A 16,946-nucleotide genomic window follows, 5' to 3' on the forward strand; every position below is an offset into this window, starting at 1 on the left:
AAACTATTTTTCAAAAACATCTTCCATATGAGAATGATAATTGTTATCATTAAGAAAATAAGACAAAAGGATGGTCCGTATGACTGAACAGTTTCCCTTCATTGCTGAAACCTCATCTCTACCGCTCCTCTCCTCCATGTGCCGTGTGCGTCGTGGGGAGAATTTCCGTGTGCAAGGCAAGACGGTGTCACGGCCCATGCTCTGTCTTATTTTGCAAGGAGACGGTGTTCTGGTCCTGAATGATACAGTCTATACGGCTGAAGCGGGCAGCTTGTTTGTACTGAAAGCAGGAACAACCATTGAGGGCGCTGCACGCTCGAATGTGACCGAATGTATATTGCTCAGCATGGATACGGTTCGTTTGCAGCAAGTACGCGGGGAATGGAAAATGGCCTCCTCACCCGCCTTCCCGCTGGATTGGCAAACAGGCAGATTGCTGGTCCGTCACGAGCAGCAGGCTAAATTACGTTTCGAGCAACTCTATGAAACCTATCGCGGTCTTCAACCGGATCACTTTATCAGCATACATAGCCAGCTGCATGATCTGCTGCAGTTTCTTTCGGAGAACAGGCTGGAAGCCAATCATGAGAAAGTGGACCCTGCCTTGGAACGCAGTATTATGTATATGCGACGTTACATGAGTGAAGGAATCAGCATGGATCAGCTTGCCAAGATTGCTGGACTCACACCCAGCTCCTATTCGCGCAGTTTCAAGAAGGCCAAAGGCATGTCACCAACCGATTACCTGAATCGTTTACGTATAGACGAAGCCAAAAAACAGCTGGCAGAGGAATCATGTGTCCTCAAAGACGTCGCGGTATCTGTCGGGTATGGCAATGAGTATTATTTTAGCCGCAAATTCAAACAAACCTTAGGGATTGCCCCCAGCGTATATATGAAAAGAGACCAACTTCGCGTAGCTACGGCATCTATTATGGGATTTCATGAGAACTTGGCCTCACTTGGACTGCGCCCGGTAGCTGTGCTGCAAGGTGAAGGTGTGTTTGACCAAGAATCGGATGAATATGAACAAGAACGCCGATTAACCAGACAATTCGATCAACTTCGGCAGGCGAAGCCAGACTTGATCATCGGTGATTTGTACCATAAGCCCTATTACGATCGCCTGAAAAATATTGCACCCACCATCATCTTGGAGTCCACTGATGACTGGAAAGAGAACCATATTCGCTTAGCCGAACTGGTTGGACGTGAGCAGCAGGCGTTGCTGAATTTCAAAGAACTAGAGTTTCGCAAGCTTGAAACAAGCCTGAACCTGCAATCCTATTTCGGACAAAAACGGTTGGCTCTGATGGAGGTTACGAATCAGTTCATTCGCTTACAGGGGACTGGCGAGCATCCATTAAATCACTTGTTGTATGCTGAATTGGGACTCCAGCCTGCTCAGCTTGTATCTCCCGAAAGTTCCAGAAATGAGTATGTTGCGGATAGTATTCCCGTGCTGGACACGGATTACCTGTTGATCCATCGTGCTTCGCTTCAGCCTGCCAGTGAAAAGCTGTTCCGACGCATGAAACAAACAGCATCGTGGAATCGATCTCCTGCTGTATTGTATGGTAACGTTCACGATATCTCGAACTGGCAACGGTTATGCTGGACCCCGGCGGGACGGTTACAGATTCTGAACGAACTCGAAGAGATTGCTCAGCAGTCTGTAGTCTTTCCTCAGGCAGGTCTGATCGGACATTAGATGTGAACATAGGTCGATACGATGGGCAAGGTTATCTTTTACATCGTGTTTCTTCATTATAATTCAGTAAGATATTGCACAGGCCAAAGGGCCCTCTCCTATAACGGAAAGGGCCCTTTGCGTGTAATTATAAATGTTCCTTGATTTCTTCCTTCGGAACAAGCTTGTATATCTCTTCATTTTCCATGGTATCAATCAACCGATCCAACCATTTGTAATATGCTTCCGCTTGCAAAACTTTGTGTTTGTCTTCCATCAGGATGTGGATCAGTTCAGCATCCGCCTCTTCATCCAGATCTTCGAGTAATCGATTCAGTTCTTCAATTGATTTGCGTAGAACCTGAAGGTTACTCTCCACGGCTTTTCTCCACTTAATGGCAAAATAATCCGTAAACGTCTGATGCCAGTCATATTCCACTTCATATAGGTCTTTTCTGGAGCCCTTGCTCCACACTTTATTTACCATTTTCAAATCCAGCAGTGTTCGTACACCTGTACTCATACTCGTTTTGCTCATTTCCATTTCCCGTCCCATATCGTCAAGGGTCATTGGTTTGTCTGCAAAAAATAGCAATCCATATAAGTGTCCCGTCGACAGCGTAACGCCGTAAAGATCCATATTACGTCCAATGGCTTCAATGACGCGCTTACGAATCTTCAGCACGGTTGCCTGCTGTTCCTCTTGTAAATGGTCCAAGCCCATGCTTGCAACCTCCATTCTGAACATTCCACAGTCTTTGGCGAAATAATTGCAACACTTTAAAAGTCCTGCTTACATGGGAAAGCACTCGGCCGGACATCATATATGCCAGAGGGCTTTCATTCACCCAATGTATGAAAATGGGAACTTTACCAGGCTACAATTGCCTATGACTATCTTTTAACCAAAAAATTCAGCTTCAATTCAGCTCATTTTCTATTGTAGAAAAAGCGATATCAAATGTAAAGGAACCTTATTAGGCAGAATAAGGAGAATGACGGAGCATATGGGAGAAAAACTTTGTACAGTTTTTACTGTACAAACATTATGTACTGTTTATTCGGTTGCTATACGGGGTAAGTATTGTTAGAATACAAAACGTTACCCAGAAAGACGGGAAGCGAAGCAACAACTACCGGATTTCGTGGCTGGGCGCATAAGTGTATGGGCTTATGGATGCTGAAAGCCGTTCGAAGTGCACAACACATCAGAAGGGGTGAAAACATGACCATACTTGAAGTGAAAAACGTAAGTAAATTGTTTGGACCCCAAACCGAGCAAGGTCTGCAATTACTGGAGCAAGGTTGGGGTAAAGAAAAGTTGGCCAAAGAAAAACAGATAACGGTTGGTGTCAACCGGGTCAACATGGACATTAAGGAAGGCGAGATTTTCGTTATTATGGGACTGTCCGGGAGTGGTAAATCCACACTGGTTCGGATGTTCAATCGTCTGATTGAACCAACATCCGGAGAAATCCTGGTCCATGGTAAGGATCTACGCAAGATGAACAAAGAACAATTGCGCGAAGTGCGCCGGAAAACGATCAGCATGGTCTTCCAGAAGTTTGCGTTGTTCCCGCACCGTACCGTTCTTGATAATGTGGAGTATGGATTGGAAATACAAAAAGTAGATAAGGAAGTACGCCGGGAGAAAGCAAAAACCTCACTTGAGCTGGTTGGCCTTAAGGGCTGGGAAGACAAAATGCCAGATGAACTCAGTGGCGGGATGCAGCAACGTGTCGGTTTGGCGCGTGCACTTGCCAATGACCCGGAAGTACTGCTAATGGATGAAGCCTTCAGTGCACTTGATCCATTGATTCGTCGTGATATGCAAGATGAGTTGATCGAGCTTCAGGATAAAATGAAAAAGACGATTATTTTCATTACCCATGACTTGGACGAAGCGCTGCGCATCGGCGATCGTATTGCCCTTATGAAAGACGGCGCAGTTGTGCAGATCGGTACACCGGAAGAAATCATGATTCAACCGGCCAACTCATATGTGGCCCGCTTCGTCGAAGACGTGGATCTGTCCAAGGTCCTTACAGCATCTCACGTAATGCGTCGCCCTGAAACAATTACGCTTGATCGTGGTCCTCGTGTTGCCCTCGAATTAATGCGCGAACGTGGTATTTCCAACCTGTTTGTCATTGACCGTTCGATCAAACTACTTGGTGTTATTACAGCTGAAGATGCAACCCGTGCCATGCGCGAAAACAAATTATTGAACGACATTCTGATCACGGACGGGCCGACGGTGTCGCCTGAGACCCTGATTCATGAATTGTTCGAGATTGTAAGTTCTGCCCATGTGCCGCTCGCTGTTGTTGGTGAGAATGGCCGTCTGCAAGGTGTTATCGTCCGCGGTGCCCTGCTGGGTGCGCTTAGCGGTGAAGTTGCAGTAAAGGAGGAACTTGTGAATGATTCCCAAAATACCACTAGCATCGTGGATTGAATCCATCGTTGACTGGATGAGCTCCTCGCTCTCCGGATTGTTTAATGTAATCTCTGTTGTTATTCAGGCAGTAGTCGGATTCTTCTCCGGGCTGTTCATGCTGCCGCATCCACTCTTGTTCATTGCTATATTGGGAGTTCTTGCGTTCCTCGTAGGTCGACTCCCACTGACACTATTTACGGTTATCGGGTTCTTGCTCGTAGATAACTTGGGATACTGGTCCCAATCGATGGATACACTCGGTCTGGTTATCACTTCAGGATTGGTTTCGATCCTGCTTGGTGTACCGGTCGGAATCTGGCTTGCATACAGTAAAACTGCAGCGCGTATCATTACACCACTGCTTGACTTCATGCAGACAATGCCTGCATTTGTCTACTTACTGCCTGCGGTCACATTCTTTAGTCTAGGTGTCGTTCCAGGTGTTATCGCATCCGTTATATTTGCGATTCCGCCAACGATTCGTCTGACTCACCTGGGTATCAGACAGGTATCTGGCGAATTGGTTGAAGCAGCTGATGCATTCGGCTCAACTTCCATGCAAAAGTTGTTCAAAGTACAGCTTCCACTCGCTTTGCCTACCGTGATGTCGGGTATTAACCAGACCATCATGCTGTCACTATCCATGGTTGTTATTGCATCCATGATCGGTGCACAAGGTATTGGTGCGGAAGTTTATCGTGCCGTAACACAACTTCAAATCGGTAAAGGTTTCGAAGCCGGTCTGGCCGTTGTTGTACTCGCGATTGTTCTGGACCGTTTTACACAAAATGTGTTTATGCCAGGTCGCAAAAAGACCTCACGCATTACAGCCAAGCAAAAAGCATGGATCACTGCTGCGGCAACATTCCTTGTGCTTGTAGCTGGTTTCTCACAATACTTTGTTGGTGGCACAACTTCCGCTGGTGGCAACAATTCAGCAGCCAATGCTGTAGGTGAAGAAGTAAATTATCAGATTATTGGTATCGATCCAGGGGCTGGCATCATGAAGTCCGCTGCAAAAGCGATCAAAGACTATAAATTGACTGACTGGACTCTGATTGAAGGCTCTGGTGCAGCCATGACTGCTACATTGGACAAAGCCATCAAAAATGAAGATCCAATCATTATTACAGGTTGGACTCCGCACTGGATGTTCAACAAATATGATCTGAAATATCTGGAAGATCCAGAAAAATCTTTCGGTGATGCTGAAGAAATTCACACCATCGCCCGTAAAGGTCTGAAAGAAGATCACCCTGTTGCGTTTGAATTCCTGTCCCGTTTCCAATGGACATCGGATGAAATGGGTGAAATGATGACTGCCATTCAGGATGGCACATCCGCAGAAGAAGCAGCTAAAGCTTATGCTGAGAAACATGCCGATCAGATTGCTGAGTGGACCAAAGGTCTGACTCCAGTGAACGGTGATGCATTCAAACTAAGCTATGTGGCTTGGGATTCCGAAATCGCAAGTACCAACTTGCTGAAATATGTGATGGAAAACGAATTGGGTTATAAAGTTAACGCTCTGCAAGTCGAAGCCGGACCAATGTGGACAGGTGTTGCCTCAGGCGACGTAGATGCCTCTCCAGCAGCTTGGTTGCCATTAACACACGCAGACTACTGGGAACGTTACAAAGACCAGGTGGACGATCTGGGTGCCAACATGACAGGTGTACGTACAGGCCTCGTGGTTCCTAGTTACATGACTGAAGTCAATTCGATTGCAGATCTGGAGACAGGTGCTACTTCTTCCTCCACTCCATCGGCAAGTGCCGATGTGGGCAAAGAGGTTAATCACCAAATCGTTGGTATTGATCCAGGTGCAGGTCTGATGAAGGCCACAGCAAACGCCATTAAGCATTATGATTTGTCTAACTGGAATCTGATTGAAGGTTCTGGAGCAGCAATGACTGCATCATTGGACAAAGCTTATAAAAATGAAGAACCCATCATCGTTACGGGTTGGACTCCCCACTGGATGTTCAACCAGTATGATCTGAAGTACCTGGACGATCCCGACTTAATTTTCGGCGATGCAGAGGAAGTTCACACGGTTGGACGTAAGGGAATCAAGGAAGATCATCCCGTTGCCTACGAGTTCTTCTCTCGCTTTAATTGGACTGCGGATCAGATGAGTGAAATCATGGTAGACATTCAAAAGGGCGTTTCGCCTGAAGAAGCTGCCAAGACTTATGCAGAAAAGCATCCGGACCAAATTGAAGAGTGGACCAAGGGGTTAACCCCTGTTAAAGGTGACAATTTACGTCTCGGTTATGTTGCATGGGACTCTGAAATTGCGAGTACCAACCTGATGAAGTATGTGCTGGAGACGGATCTCGGTTATACCGTCAAAGCACTACAAGTCGAAGCTGGACCCATGTGGGCAGGTTTGGCAGCAGGTGATATTGATGCTTCCCCAGCCGTATGGCTCCCGCTTACACATGGTGATTATTGGGAGACTTATGGAGACCAGATTGAAGACATAGCTGTCAGTATGACTGGAGTCAAACAAGGTCTGGTTGTTCCAACATACATGGATATCAACTCTGTTGAAGACTTAAAAGATAATTAAACCAGATTGAGTTGTATAAACCTGAATTTGGTAAAAAGACCACCGAAATTTTTCGGTGGTCTTTTTGAGTGTAACTTTTACTTGGTAATGTTTTCAAACCTAATCAAAGCCTGAATGTACCTGAAGTGCCGTTAAAGTGGATTTTCTCCCTTTTAATGAAAAGCTTCGCTCTGGATAGGATCAGGAGTAGAATACTCACTCACGGTTAGAGCAGAGCAAATACAAGCGCTAACGAATCGGAGACGTCTTATTCAAGGATATGAAGTGATTCCAGAAATCTAAAGAATCTGAGACACGCTATATCAGAATAAAACAGTCGTTTGCTGTGTTTTTGTCAGGGATTCCAGTAAATAACGTGTTTGATGTTCCTTACTTTGTAAAGAGAAGAACTAAAGGCGAAATAAGGCGTCCTGAGTTCCTTAGAAAATGGTCTCCCTTTCCCCAGGGTATAAAGGCTTGGGCTTCAAGACATTTTAAAAAGCTAATCTCCACATCCTAACTAACTTCGAAAATCTCAAGCATAAAGCTAAACGTACTAATCGTTACCTTCTACATTAAAGGCTGTGAAACTGAATTATGTACTCAGGATCTGCAAATTCTTCTCTTTTCTTTTCTATCCTACACTTTACCAATCAGTAACAGTAGTACACCAATGACAATCATGACTACACCGAGAATACCATATACCACTCTCGCGCCCTGCCGTCCAATAGTCTTCACAAAAATCCCTGCTCTGAAGCTCTTCATAAACCAGTCCCAATTGTTGATACCACCGAGCAAACTAAAAATCCCTGCCGCTATGGCAAATAGTGCGATTAAAACGGGTTGATCTTGCATTTCGTCAACACTCCTTCAATATAATCCTGTCTACTATACCTTCACTTGGTGAAAATTAACAGGCATTAATTGGGCGTATCTCAAAACTCGCTGAAGTGCATCTTTCACCGCCTTTTCGCCCCCTGCTGCGTCACTTTCCCTTGACGTGCCCCGGCACGCCTGCAGAAAACTTCCTTACTTGGAACGAAAATTCGGTAAAATCTACTTCCTTCGGAGTTTTCAGACACGCCCTAGAAAAAAACAGCTTGCAGATGGAAGTCTGCAAGCTGTTCTGCTACGTCTGTATCATACGTTTTATTGCTTTTGCAACTCGCTTGCCGACAATAGCAGAGTCACCACTTCAGCACGTGTTGCTTCAGCGAGAGGGTTAAACATATTTTTTCCTGTTCCCTTCACCAGTCCTGCATCATATGCAGCAGCGATATATGGAACAGCCCACGTCGGTACTTTATCTGCATCCGCAAAACTCAGTGCCGGATTCGACTGTACCGGGAGACCGAGTGCTCTAACAAGCATAACTGTCATCTCTACCCGTGATACTTTACCTGATGAACGGAACGTATCATCCGTATATCCACTAATGATGCCTTGATCGACTGCCTGAGCAATAAAGGATTGTGCCCATGCAGGTATCCCCGCAGCATCCTTAAACGTCAATGCCTTGTTGCTGGCTGGAAGCTCAAATGCTCTTCCCAACATAACAATGAATTCGGCGCGTGTGGCTGGTGCATTCGGACGGAAATTACCATCCTGATACCCGTTCACAATTCCCCGGGAAATGGCCTGCTCAATGGCAGCAGCTGCCCAGTGATTTCCGATGTCCTTCAGGTCTACGACCGGAGGGGTTGGATTAGTACCTCCTCCATTACCAGGAACGGTTGGCGTAGTTGGGTTCGTAGGATTGGTTGGTGTAGTCGGTGTGGTTGGGGTTACAGGCGTAGTAGGTGTTGTAGAACCTCCACCACTGTTACCACTGCCCGGATTACTTCCATTATTGCCGCCACCATTACCAGGATTGCTTCCATTACCGTCCCCCGGAAGTGGCGCTCCCTTCAGATCCGTACTACGTCCTTCCGTCTTTTGATCAACTGTACCTACACGGTCCAGATGTTCATGGAAGATTTCATAATCGACCAGATTTAATTCGTAGAATCGATTATCATCTTTCGCCATTCTCATAGCACGATAGAAGTCTCCACCGTTAGCCATGAATGAATTGGTAGCGACGATATAATACCCATTCGGATCGATATCCGAGTACGTACCATCTGCATTCTTAATCTGAACTTTGACTACACGTTGACCAACTTGGGTTACGGTGTTGGTCGTGGCATCAATTTTTTCGCCTGGTTTCGTGGAATCGTAGTAGAACCGCATGCCTGCCACTTGCGGGAAGCGCCCTTCTCCCGTTTCCACACCACTAACGCCATTTTCCAGCGCGGCTGTGATTTCTTTACCTGTCATTTTCAAAGCAGACAGATTATTACCGAATGGCATCACAGACAGGAGATTTCCCAGCGTAATATCCCCTGTCTGGAATGAAGCTCGAATGCCACCGCCGTTCTGGATCGCCACGTATCCTTTGACGTCATTTTCCTGCACAATGGATTTCACTTTCTCCAGCATACCGTCTGTCATCAGGTTTCCTAAATTGGTTTCCTGTTTCCGCACAGTGCCACGTTCTCCATCCAGGAAGACATTTGTTTTACCAATAACTTTTTCCTTGAATTGTTCCAGCTGAGGCGCATATTCTTTCAGCTTGTTTGCGGCTTCCATATCATCAGCATAGACGAATTGACCGTTTGCATCTTTGGCATCCAGACTCAGCAATTTGCCGTTCCACTTTTTCAATATACCTGCTTCATCAAACGTAACATCCAATTGACCAAGAGAAACATCATATTCCCCAGTTTGCACAACCAAAGTTGGGTCCGCATGGGTATCCACCAAAACTGGTGCGTTCAGAATGGTGTGTGAATGACCACCTACCACAATGTCGATTCCTTCTACGGCTTCAGCCAATTTGAGATCCTCTGAGTAGCCCAGGTGAGTCAAAGCAATGATTTTATTGATGCCTTCATTTTGCAGCATCTCTACAGTTGCCTGTGCACTTGCTTTGTAATCCGCAAACTTCAAGCCATCCCCCGGTGAAGAAAGAGATACCGTGTCCGGTGTTGTCAGTCCGAAAATACCGACTCGCTCACCATTCACTTCCGTAATAATCGCCGGATAGATTTCGGCTTTCTCACCCGGATTCCCGATGTGATTGTTGTACAAACCACTTAAATTCGCATCTTTTGAATAATCAATATTGGCACTCACAAACGGGAACTCTGCTTTTTCAATAAATGCTTTCAGTACGCTTGGACCTTTATCAAACTCATGATTACCAAAGGTCATGGCATCATATCCGATCATGTTCATGAATTCCAGATCAGCCAGACCGTTAAACAGATTGAAGTACAATGTACCCGAGAATACATCCCCTGCATCCAGCACCAGGGTATTATCATTGCGTGTTTCCTTAATTGCCGTTACTCGGCGCGGGATGTTATCCAGATGCGCATGCGTGTCGTTTGTGTGCAGCACGCGAAGGTTGAAGTCCCCTTCTTCCACTGGATCTCCAATACTCAATTGTGCGAGCAGTGGATCATGATCGCTCACTCGTCCATCCGCTGTCTCAAAATCGGCATTTACATGTACGACTTCGATGGCTGCTGTCTTAGTCAGGTTTTTGCTCACCAGAATGTGATCCAGTGTCTGAGAGTTTCCATCATAGATGTAGGAGTAGCGTTGGTTCTCTGGTAGTTCGTTTACCAGATTGTCTAGTTCATTACCTTCGACAATGTTCAAGGTATTTGAGAATTGGAAATCATTGAAATCACCGAGAACGGCGACATTGACCTCAGGGTCTTTGTTCAGTAACTCCTTCACAAATCCATTCACCAATGCAGCTTGTTTCGCCCGTTGAACTTCACTGCTCCGAGTGGCAGGCTGTATATTTCCAAAAGGTTTCAGGTCTCCGCCTTTGGAATTGAAGTGGTTGGCAATCACCACTACACGTTCACCATTGAATTCGAATTCAGCGGCAAGTGGTTTGCGGGAGCTGGCGAACGCCTCATCCCCCGGTGCAATACGACCCGGATTATTGGATAAGCTACCGTCTGCTTTGACTGTGATCGCTGTCGTAGCATTTCCTTTTCCGATACCAGTAGCCAACGATACACGGTTCGGTTGATAAAGGAATCCTACACGAATATTGGCACCAGGTGCCCCTCCATCCTTGTTATTTTCCGGAGAAATCTCACTATATCGATATGTTGGTCCGTTGTTCGTTTTGATTGCATCAATTAGAGTCTGAAAACTCTCATTGGCCGCTGTTGTGCCCGTGTCGGCATCACCATCGTTATCTTGAACTTCCATAATACCAATGATGTCTGGCGTGTTCAGATTATCCACGATGATTTTGCCGATTTTAGTTGCTCGTGATGCATCCTTTTTGCTGAAATTCTCCACATTAAACGTAGCAATGGTCAGTTTATCTGCTGCTTTCTCAATGGAAGTAACCGCTTGTTTCGTTTCTCCCGGGATGACTGCTGGTAAATTCCCTTCAGGACTCACCTTGAAATTACCGGAAAAATATGTCATTACTCCGATCACATTGCCATCCAATTTGTCACCTGTTTTTACTGCTTTGGAAGGTTTCTTGCCAATAAACAGACGCTGCGGATTGAGATCACTCTCATTCATATCTTTCTTGTTATCAGTCAGAATAACACCACCATTAGGTGTGCGAAGTGGATTATTCTCACCATTATCCACAACAACGGCCAGACCTGGCTGACTGGAGTAAGGACCTATAATTTCAGGCTTTTCCAGTTCAACACGCATGCCTTCCAGACTTTCATAGAAGTCTATAGCATCCGTCTCCGGATTAAATTCTGCAAAAGAGTCCGAGTCAATGACTGTGGGAATAATACGCCCATTGACCCCCAACTTCACAGGAACAGGTAGATCAACTTTATCTAACACTTTTACAATGGTATTTGCCGTAATTTGCGTGGTGGTTAATTCGTTAACCGCCCCATACTCCGTAACTTTGCCGGATACCTTCACCTGGTTGCCAACGATAACCCCATGACTGGGTTTATATACCTGAATGGCTTCGGAAGTTCGAACATCATCGTCCATCTCACCTGGAAGCTCTTGCATGTAAAAACTGCTTGTACTGACGGAAGTAACAATACCTTCGATATCCTTAACATCGTATCCATTAAAAACAGAGGTATGTCCTGCGCCCTGAATATCATGGATACGCAAGTTTTCTTTATCAGGAAGTACTTGATACGTAAAGGTGTACACTGCACTGGATTGTCCATTAAGAATGGCAACAGCCTTGATTACGATGTCTTGATCAATCACTAATGGGCCACTATACACGGTGGAAGAAGAAGTAGGCTCTGTATTATCCGTTGTGAAGTGTACGATCGCACCCTTGGCTGGAGAGGTTAATGTGACTTCATTGTTTCGGGGAATCCCGCCGGATGGAACACTTGCCATCACAGACAGGCTATTTTCTACAACATCCGCTGCTGTTCGCGGAATCAGTTCCAAACCATAGTTTGTATGGAACGTGAGAACACCCTGCACATATTCGTAGGTTTTGCCGACAGTTAGCGCGGTAGGCGAGTTTTTGGCATAAATCGTCATCTCAGCACCATGACTATCCGTAGCGTAGAATGTCGAACTACTACCCCGTGTTACCTGAATATCTCTTACTTCGACAAACATTCCCTCATACTTTTCACCCGGACCTTTGTTACTTTGGTCTGCTGGTCTGACAAAGTCTGTGGACACCATATTTTTGGGTCCGGGGAGTGTTACATTTTGCTCAGTGACCTTCATGTATCCTTCGGTAAAACCTGACTTATCCTTCTCAATCTGGACGAGTCCGCTGTAGTGGGTAATTGGACCGTACACTTCAATGCGATCCCCCACGTCAACTTGATTTTTCGCTCGGACTACAATGCCAGCTTCTTCGTCTTGAATATAATAATTCGTGAATTCTCCGGAGAGTTCACTGTACGTTACGACACCTGAAACGGCTACATTTGTATTTGGTGCAAGGACTCTCGCATCAGCAATGGATATGATTTCAGTCCCGTCTGCTTCCTGCATTTCTAAGTTATCCGTCTCTGCTGGTTCCTCACTTTCAGTTCCATCAAGAACACCATCTTCGTTGCTCGGGGACTCTGTTCCCTCTAGATCTGACGATTCTTCCGTTGAAACAACATCCGGTATAGAGGTCTCCTGTTCACTTGTTTGCGGCTGTTCAGTTACTACATTTTCCTCATCAGCGTATGCGGTGGTACTTAATCCACCTATTGGTGCCGCACCTGTAACGACAAGAACGAAAACCAGAAACCCTTGTGCCCAACGTTTCACTTGCTTGTTGTTCATTCGTCCTACCCCCATGTTTTCAACTTGGCAATCATTTGTTCAGATAGCTTGTACATTAGTTCAAATATAAGATAACTGAATAACAGACTTGTGTAAACAATATTTCTTCGTTATGAAAGAAAATAGAACACATACATTACAAAAAGAAACCATTTTCTATTATTCAAAGCTAATTAGGACTAATTTCAGATCGAAATTGTGTCTTTTTGATCTTTTTGAGTCATATTCATGTGCACATTAAACCATAAGCGTCATATAAACTAACATAAAAGATGTAAATCGTTTAGTATTTCGACATTTATTTACAGCATCTTTTTATCCCTTCTCAAGAAAAATCAGACTTACGCCTTATAGAATTTCAAGACACAGGCATAACAATACGACGATCAGGATTGATCGCCGCATGTTTATTTTGAGATTAGCTTACCGTTATTTCTTCACCGTGCTGTTATATTGCGCAATCTTGTCTGTAATTTGTTTGGCTGCTGCATCCAATGCTTCCTGTGGTGTACCTTGTCCATTCAGAACCGTTTCAATCGCTCCTTCGACAAGTTGTCTGGCTTCCGGGAATACACCCATTAATGCCCCGGATGTTGCTGTCGAATCCGCGGAAGCGTGCAATTGATCGACTGCTGTCTGGAATTGCGGGTACTTCGCCATATTATCCTTTAATACTTGCTCATTGTAGGCTGCTGTCGTAATAGGGAAGTATCCTGTAGCAACACTCCAATTCGCTTGTACCTCTGGTGTAGCCAAGTACTTGATGAACTCCCATGCCGCTTGCTGTTGTGCTTCCGATTTGTTATTCATGATGTACAAGCTTGCTCCACCCACTACAACTCCGCCTTCTTTGGCATCCGCTGGACGAGGCAGGAAGCCTGTTCCCAGTTCAAACTTGCCACCTGAACCTTCTACGATTTTACGCAGGCCAGCCGTGGAATCCAGGGTCATACCGATTTGCTGAGCGGTAAATGCTGCTGTTGTATCGTCTGTGCTACGTCCCAGATTGGAGAGGGTTTTCTCGTCAATCATCTTTTTCCACCACGTTAATGTCTTCACTCCAGCTTCGGAGTTCAGCAGAGACTCAGTAGCTGCTTCAGTTCTTCCGTTTCCATTGTTTACATAATCTGCATTCTGGTTTGCAAAAAACTGTTCCATAAACCAGCCATAGATCGCCATGGATGCTCCTGGCTTACCGTCTTTCGCCAGTGCTTTTGCCGCTTGCTCAAACTCTTCATACGTCTTCGGCGGGTTCTCCGGGTCCAGACCTGCTGCTTTGAACATATCCTTGTTGTAGTACAAGATCGGGTTCGATGTGTTAAATGGCATCGCGTTCAACTTGCCATCGATGGTGTAATACCGGATGATGTTTGGCTCCAGTTGGGAAAGGTCGAACTGGTCCTTGTCGATGAACTGTTGTACTGGTGTAATCATTCCCGAATCGATCATGAACTTGCTGCCAATCTCATAGACCTGAATAATGTCAGGACCGCTGTCTGAGCCCATGGATGCTTTGAGTTTGTTCAGACTCTCATCGTACTTCCCTTGATAGATGGGCTTCACCTGAATGTCGGGATGACTTGCGTTAAAGTCGGAAGCGAGTTGGTTAATGGCTTTCTCCCCAGCGCCAGACATGGAGTGCCACCACGTCAATTGTGTTGTTTCGGCTGCGGCCGCTTCTGCTTGAGCTCCACTTGCCGGGCTGCTTGTTTCCGCTTTTGTTCCGCAAGCGGAAATGACCAACATGAGTGCAGCCAGCATTAATGCAAATGTTCCTCTTTTTTTCAAACGAAATCGCTCTCCTTTTATATGGCTCGCGTACAATAAAATCTTGGGGATGACGCGGTGTGGCCGTTACGGTTACGAATCGTTCTTTTGATCGCTGTTATCCCCGGATTTCTTTCATCCCCTTTCAAAGGGGGAAATCCGGGGATAAAGGCGAACGCTTCGCTTCTTCAGAATCGATTTCGTCCCCTCCACTACTACCGTCGTTCATTTCAACATTTTATTTGAAACACGAGCCTCATTTTATTCGCTCCTGGTATCCAGACCTTAAGACCTGATACATGGTTTATTCAAAACCTCTAAATCAAAATCTTTAGATCAAAACCTTCAGAGCTTACACTTCAATTAAATAGTTTTAAAACCTTACTCCTTACCCCTTCAGTGCGCCTGCGGCCATTCCGCGTACAAGCTGTTTCAACCCGAAAATCAATAACAGTAAGGATGGTATAATGACCATCGCTGTTCCGGCAAATACCAGATTCCACGCTGTGGATTCCTGGAACTCCAGCATCGAGATCCCGATCTGAGCGGTTCTCATTTCCGGTGTATTTGTCACCAGCAGCGGCCAGAGATACGAATTGTACATGCTTAAGAATGAATAGATTGCCAGTGTACCAAGTGCCGGACGGGACAAAGGCAAGACGTGCGATATGAAATAACGAATATGACCACAACCGTCGATCCTCGCAGCCTCGAACAATTCCTTGGGTAGCTGCATGAAGAACTGTCTTAGCAGGAATGTACCAAACGCCGTTGCCAGAAACGGCACCATAAGCCCTTGATAACTATCAAGCCAACCCCAACTGCGAACTGTCAGGTAGTTGGGGATCATCGTCACTTCCCATGGAATCATCATCGTTGCGACAAACATGCTGAAGATGACGTTTTTGCCTTTGAACTGCATTTTCGCAAACGCATAGGCTGCCATACTCGCTGTAATCAATTGACCAAGTGTCGTCAGTCCTGCGACAAGAAAGGTATTGCCGATAAATCGACCAATCGGAACAATATCAAATACCTCGCTAAAGTTGGACAGATCGATGGAATGCGGAATGATATGCGGCGGATAAGCGCTCGCATCTTCCGGTGTCATCACGGCCATGAAAAAGGTGTACATCACCGGATACAGCACAAGCGCTGCACAGATCGTCAGTAATCCATACAACAGCGTTTTGGTCCATGTTGCACTCATTGGTAATGCACTTTCCTTTCTACCCATTTGAACTGGATCAGGGTCAGCAGCATAATCACCACGAACAGGATCAGTGCCTGTGCACTACCTGTACCAAAGCGGAAATTAACGAAGGCTTCCTGATAGATGGAATATACAAAAACATTTGTACTGTCCATCGGACCACCCCGGGTTAGAATGTTGATTTGACCAAACGATTGAAAAGCACCAATGATCGATACGACCGTAACAAAGAATAACGTGGGTGACAGGAGCGGCATCGAGATTTTGCGAAAAGTAAGTACTGGTCCTGCGCCGTCAATCTTGGCACTCTCGTAGATCTCATCCGGGATGCCTGCCAAACCACTGGATAGAATAATGTAGTTGAATCCAAGATTCATCCAGATCGTCATGATGGAGATCGAGATCAATGCCCAATCCGGGCTGGTAAGCCAGGGAATTGGGTCGATGCCTACTTTGCCAAGCAGATAATTCAGCATGCCCAGGGTCGGATGGAATAGAAACTTCCAGATGACCGCTGACGAGCCGACGGATAACACCACGGGCAGAGAGAACACAAATTGGAACACACGCATTCCCTTGAACCTATTGTGAGTCAGTGCAGCCAGAATCAGAGCAGCCAGCATACCTGTGGGTACTGTAAACAGGACAAATAGTAACGTCACTTTCATCCCTTGCATAAACAGTCCTGATTGGAACACCGCCTTGAAGTTATCCAGTCCTACATAAGCCGCAATCTGCCCCGTCGGATCTGTGGAATGCAGACTGAGGTACACGGACTTAAACATCGGGTAAAACAGAAACACTGCAAACAAAAGCAGCGATGGTGCCAGGAAACCATAGGCCAGCAGATTCTCCCGCATTCGCTGCACACGCAGCGAGGCTGTCCGGCGCTCACTCGTACCGGATACGCGCCGTTTGGCGGCGGGCAAGCTGATCCGGTTATCAAGCTCACTCATCGGATTTTCTT

The 16,946-nt window shown here is 45.8% G+C and carries 9 protein-coding genes; 3 read left to right on the forward strand and 6 right to left on the reverse strand.

Annotated features, from left to right (window positions below):
• The first annotated feature begins 79 nt into the window (after positions 1 to 79).
• Complete coding sequence (locus tag MKX68_RS04135; RefSeq protein ID WP_340909345.1) at positions 80 to 1,711, forward strand: helix-turn-helix domain-containing protein; 1,632 nt, start codon at positions 80 to 82, stop codon at positions 1,709 to 1,711.
• A gap of 127 nt (positions 1,712 to 1,838) precedes the next feature.
• Here MKX68_RS04135 and MKX68_RS04140 read toward each other — a convergent pair whose 3' ends face one another.
• A complete protein-coding gene (locus MKX68_RS04140; RefSeq protein WP_338592117.1) occupies positions 1,839 to 2,414 on the reverse strand; it encodes a GbsR/MarR family transcriptional regulator in 576 nt (191 codons plus the stop codon).
• A gap of 501 nt (positions 2,415 to 2,915) precedes the next feature.
• Here MKX68_RS04140 and MKX68_RS04145 point away from each other — a divergent pair.
• Positions 2,916 to 4,145: a quaternary amine ABC transporter ATP-binding protein gene (locus MKX68_RS04145; RefSeq protein WP_307414572.1), complete on the forward strand. Its 1,230-nt coding sequence runs from the start codon at positions 2,916 to 2,918 to the stop codon at positions 4,143 to 4,145.
• A complete protein-coding gene (locus MKX68_RS04150; protein ID WP_340909348.1) occupies positions 4,111 to 6,702 on the forward strand; it encodes a glycine betaine ABC transporter substrate-binding protein in 2,592 nt (863 codons plus the stop codon). Before MKX68_RS04145 ends, MKX68_RS04150 begins: the two co-directional genes overlap by 35 nt.
• Positions 6,703 to 7,320: 618 nt before the next feature.
• Here the strand turns inward: MKX68_RS04150 and MKX68_RS04155 are convergent.
• From MKX68_RS04155 to MKX68_RS04175, 5 genes are all read right to left on the reverse strand, one after another.
• Positions 7,321 to 7,539 (reverse strand): immunity 17 family protein, encoded by a 219-nt coding sequence (locus MKX68_RS04155; RefSeq protein ID WP_339785576.1) that lies wholly within the window; start codon positions 7,537 to 7,539, stop codon positions 7,321 to 7,323.
• 294 nt (positions 7,540 to 7,833) lie between these two features.
• A complete protein-coding gene (locus tag MKX68_RS04160) occupies positions 7,834 to 12,999 on the reverse strand; it encodes an S-layer homology domain-containing protein (RefSeq protein ID WP_340909351.1) in 5,166 nt (1,721 codons plus the stop codon).
• Positions 13,000 to 13,428: 429 nt separating this feature from the next.
• Complete coding sequence (locus tag MKX68_RS04165) at positions 13,429 to 14,787, reverse strand: ABC transporter substrate-binding protein (RefSeq protein WP_133386752.1); 1,359 nt, start codon at positions 14,785 to 14,787, stop codon at positions 13,429 to 13,431.
• A gap of 367 nt (positions 14,788 to 15,154) precedes the next feature.
• A complete protein-coding gene (locus MKX68_RS04170) occupies positions 15,155 to 15,976 on the reverse strand; it encodes a carbohydrate ABC transporter permease (protein ID WP_340909354.1) in 822 nt (273 codons plus the stop codon).
• On the reverse strand, positions 15,973 to 16,935 hold the full coding sequence (locus MKX68_RS04175; RefSeq protein ID WP_340909356.1) for a carbohydrate ABC transporter permease: 963 nt from the start codon (positions 16,933 to 16,935) through the stop codon (positions 15,973 to 15,975). Before MKX68_RS04175 ends, MKX68_RS04170 begins: the two co-directional genes overlap by 4 nt.
• Between the last annotated feature and the right edge of the window lie 11 nt (positions 16,936 to 16,946).

Origin of the sequence: Paenibacillus sp. FSL M8-0212 (genome assembly GCF_038004645.1) — a bacterium.
Taxonomy (GTDB): domain Bacteria; phylum Bacillota; class Bacilli; order Paenibacillales; family Paenibacillaceae; genus Paenibacillus.

Excerpts from the sequence above, each read along its gene's own strand:
- MKX68_RS04140 (WP_338592117.1), bottom strand. The coding sequence starts at position 2,414 with ATGGGCTTGGACCATTTACAAGAGGAACAGCAGGCAACCGTGCTGAAG.
- MKX68_RS04150 (WP_340909348.1), top strand. The coding sequence starts at position 4,111 with ATGATTCCCAAAATACCACTAGCATCGTGGATTGAATCCATCGTTGAC.
- MKX68_RS04175 (WP_340909356.1), bottom strand. The coding sequence starts at position 16,935 with ATGAGTGAGCTTGATAACCGGATCAGCTTGCCCGCCGCCAAACGGCGC.
- MKX68_RS04155 (WP_339785576.1), bottom strand. The coding sequence starts at position 7,539 with ATGCAAGATCAACCCGTTTTAATCGCACTATTTGCCATAGCGGCAGGG.
- MKX68_RS04170 (WP_340909354.1), bottom strand. The coding sequence starts at position 15,976 with ATGAGTGCAACATGGACCAAAACGCTGTTGTATGGATTACTGACGATC.
- MKX68_RS04145 (WP_307414572.1), top strand. The coding sequence starts at position 2,916 with ATGACCATACTTGAAGTGAAAAACGTAAGTAAATTGTTTGGACCCCAA.
- MKX68_RS04135 (WP_340909345.1), top strand. The coding sequence starts at position 80 with ATGACTGAACAGTTTCCCTTCATTGCTGAAACCTCATCTCTACCGCTC.
- MKX68_RS04160 (WP_340909351.1), bottom strand. The coding sequence starts at position 12,999 with ATGAACAACAAGCAAGTGAAACGTTGGGCACAAGGGTTTCTGGTTTTC.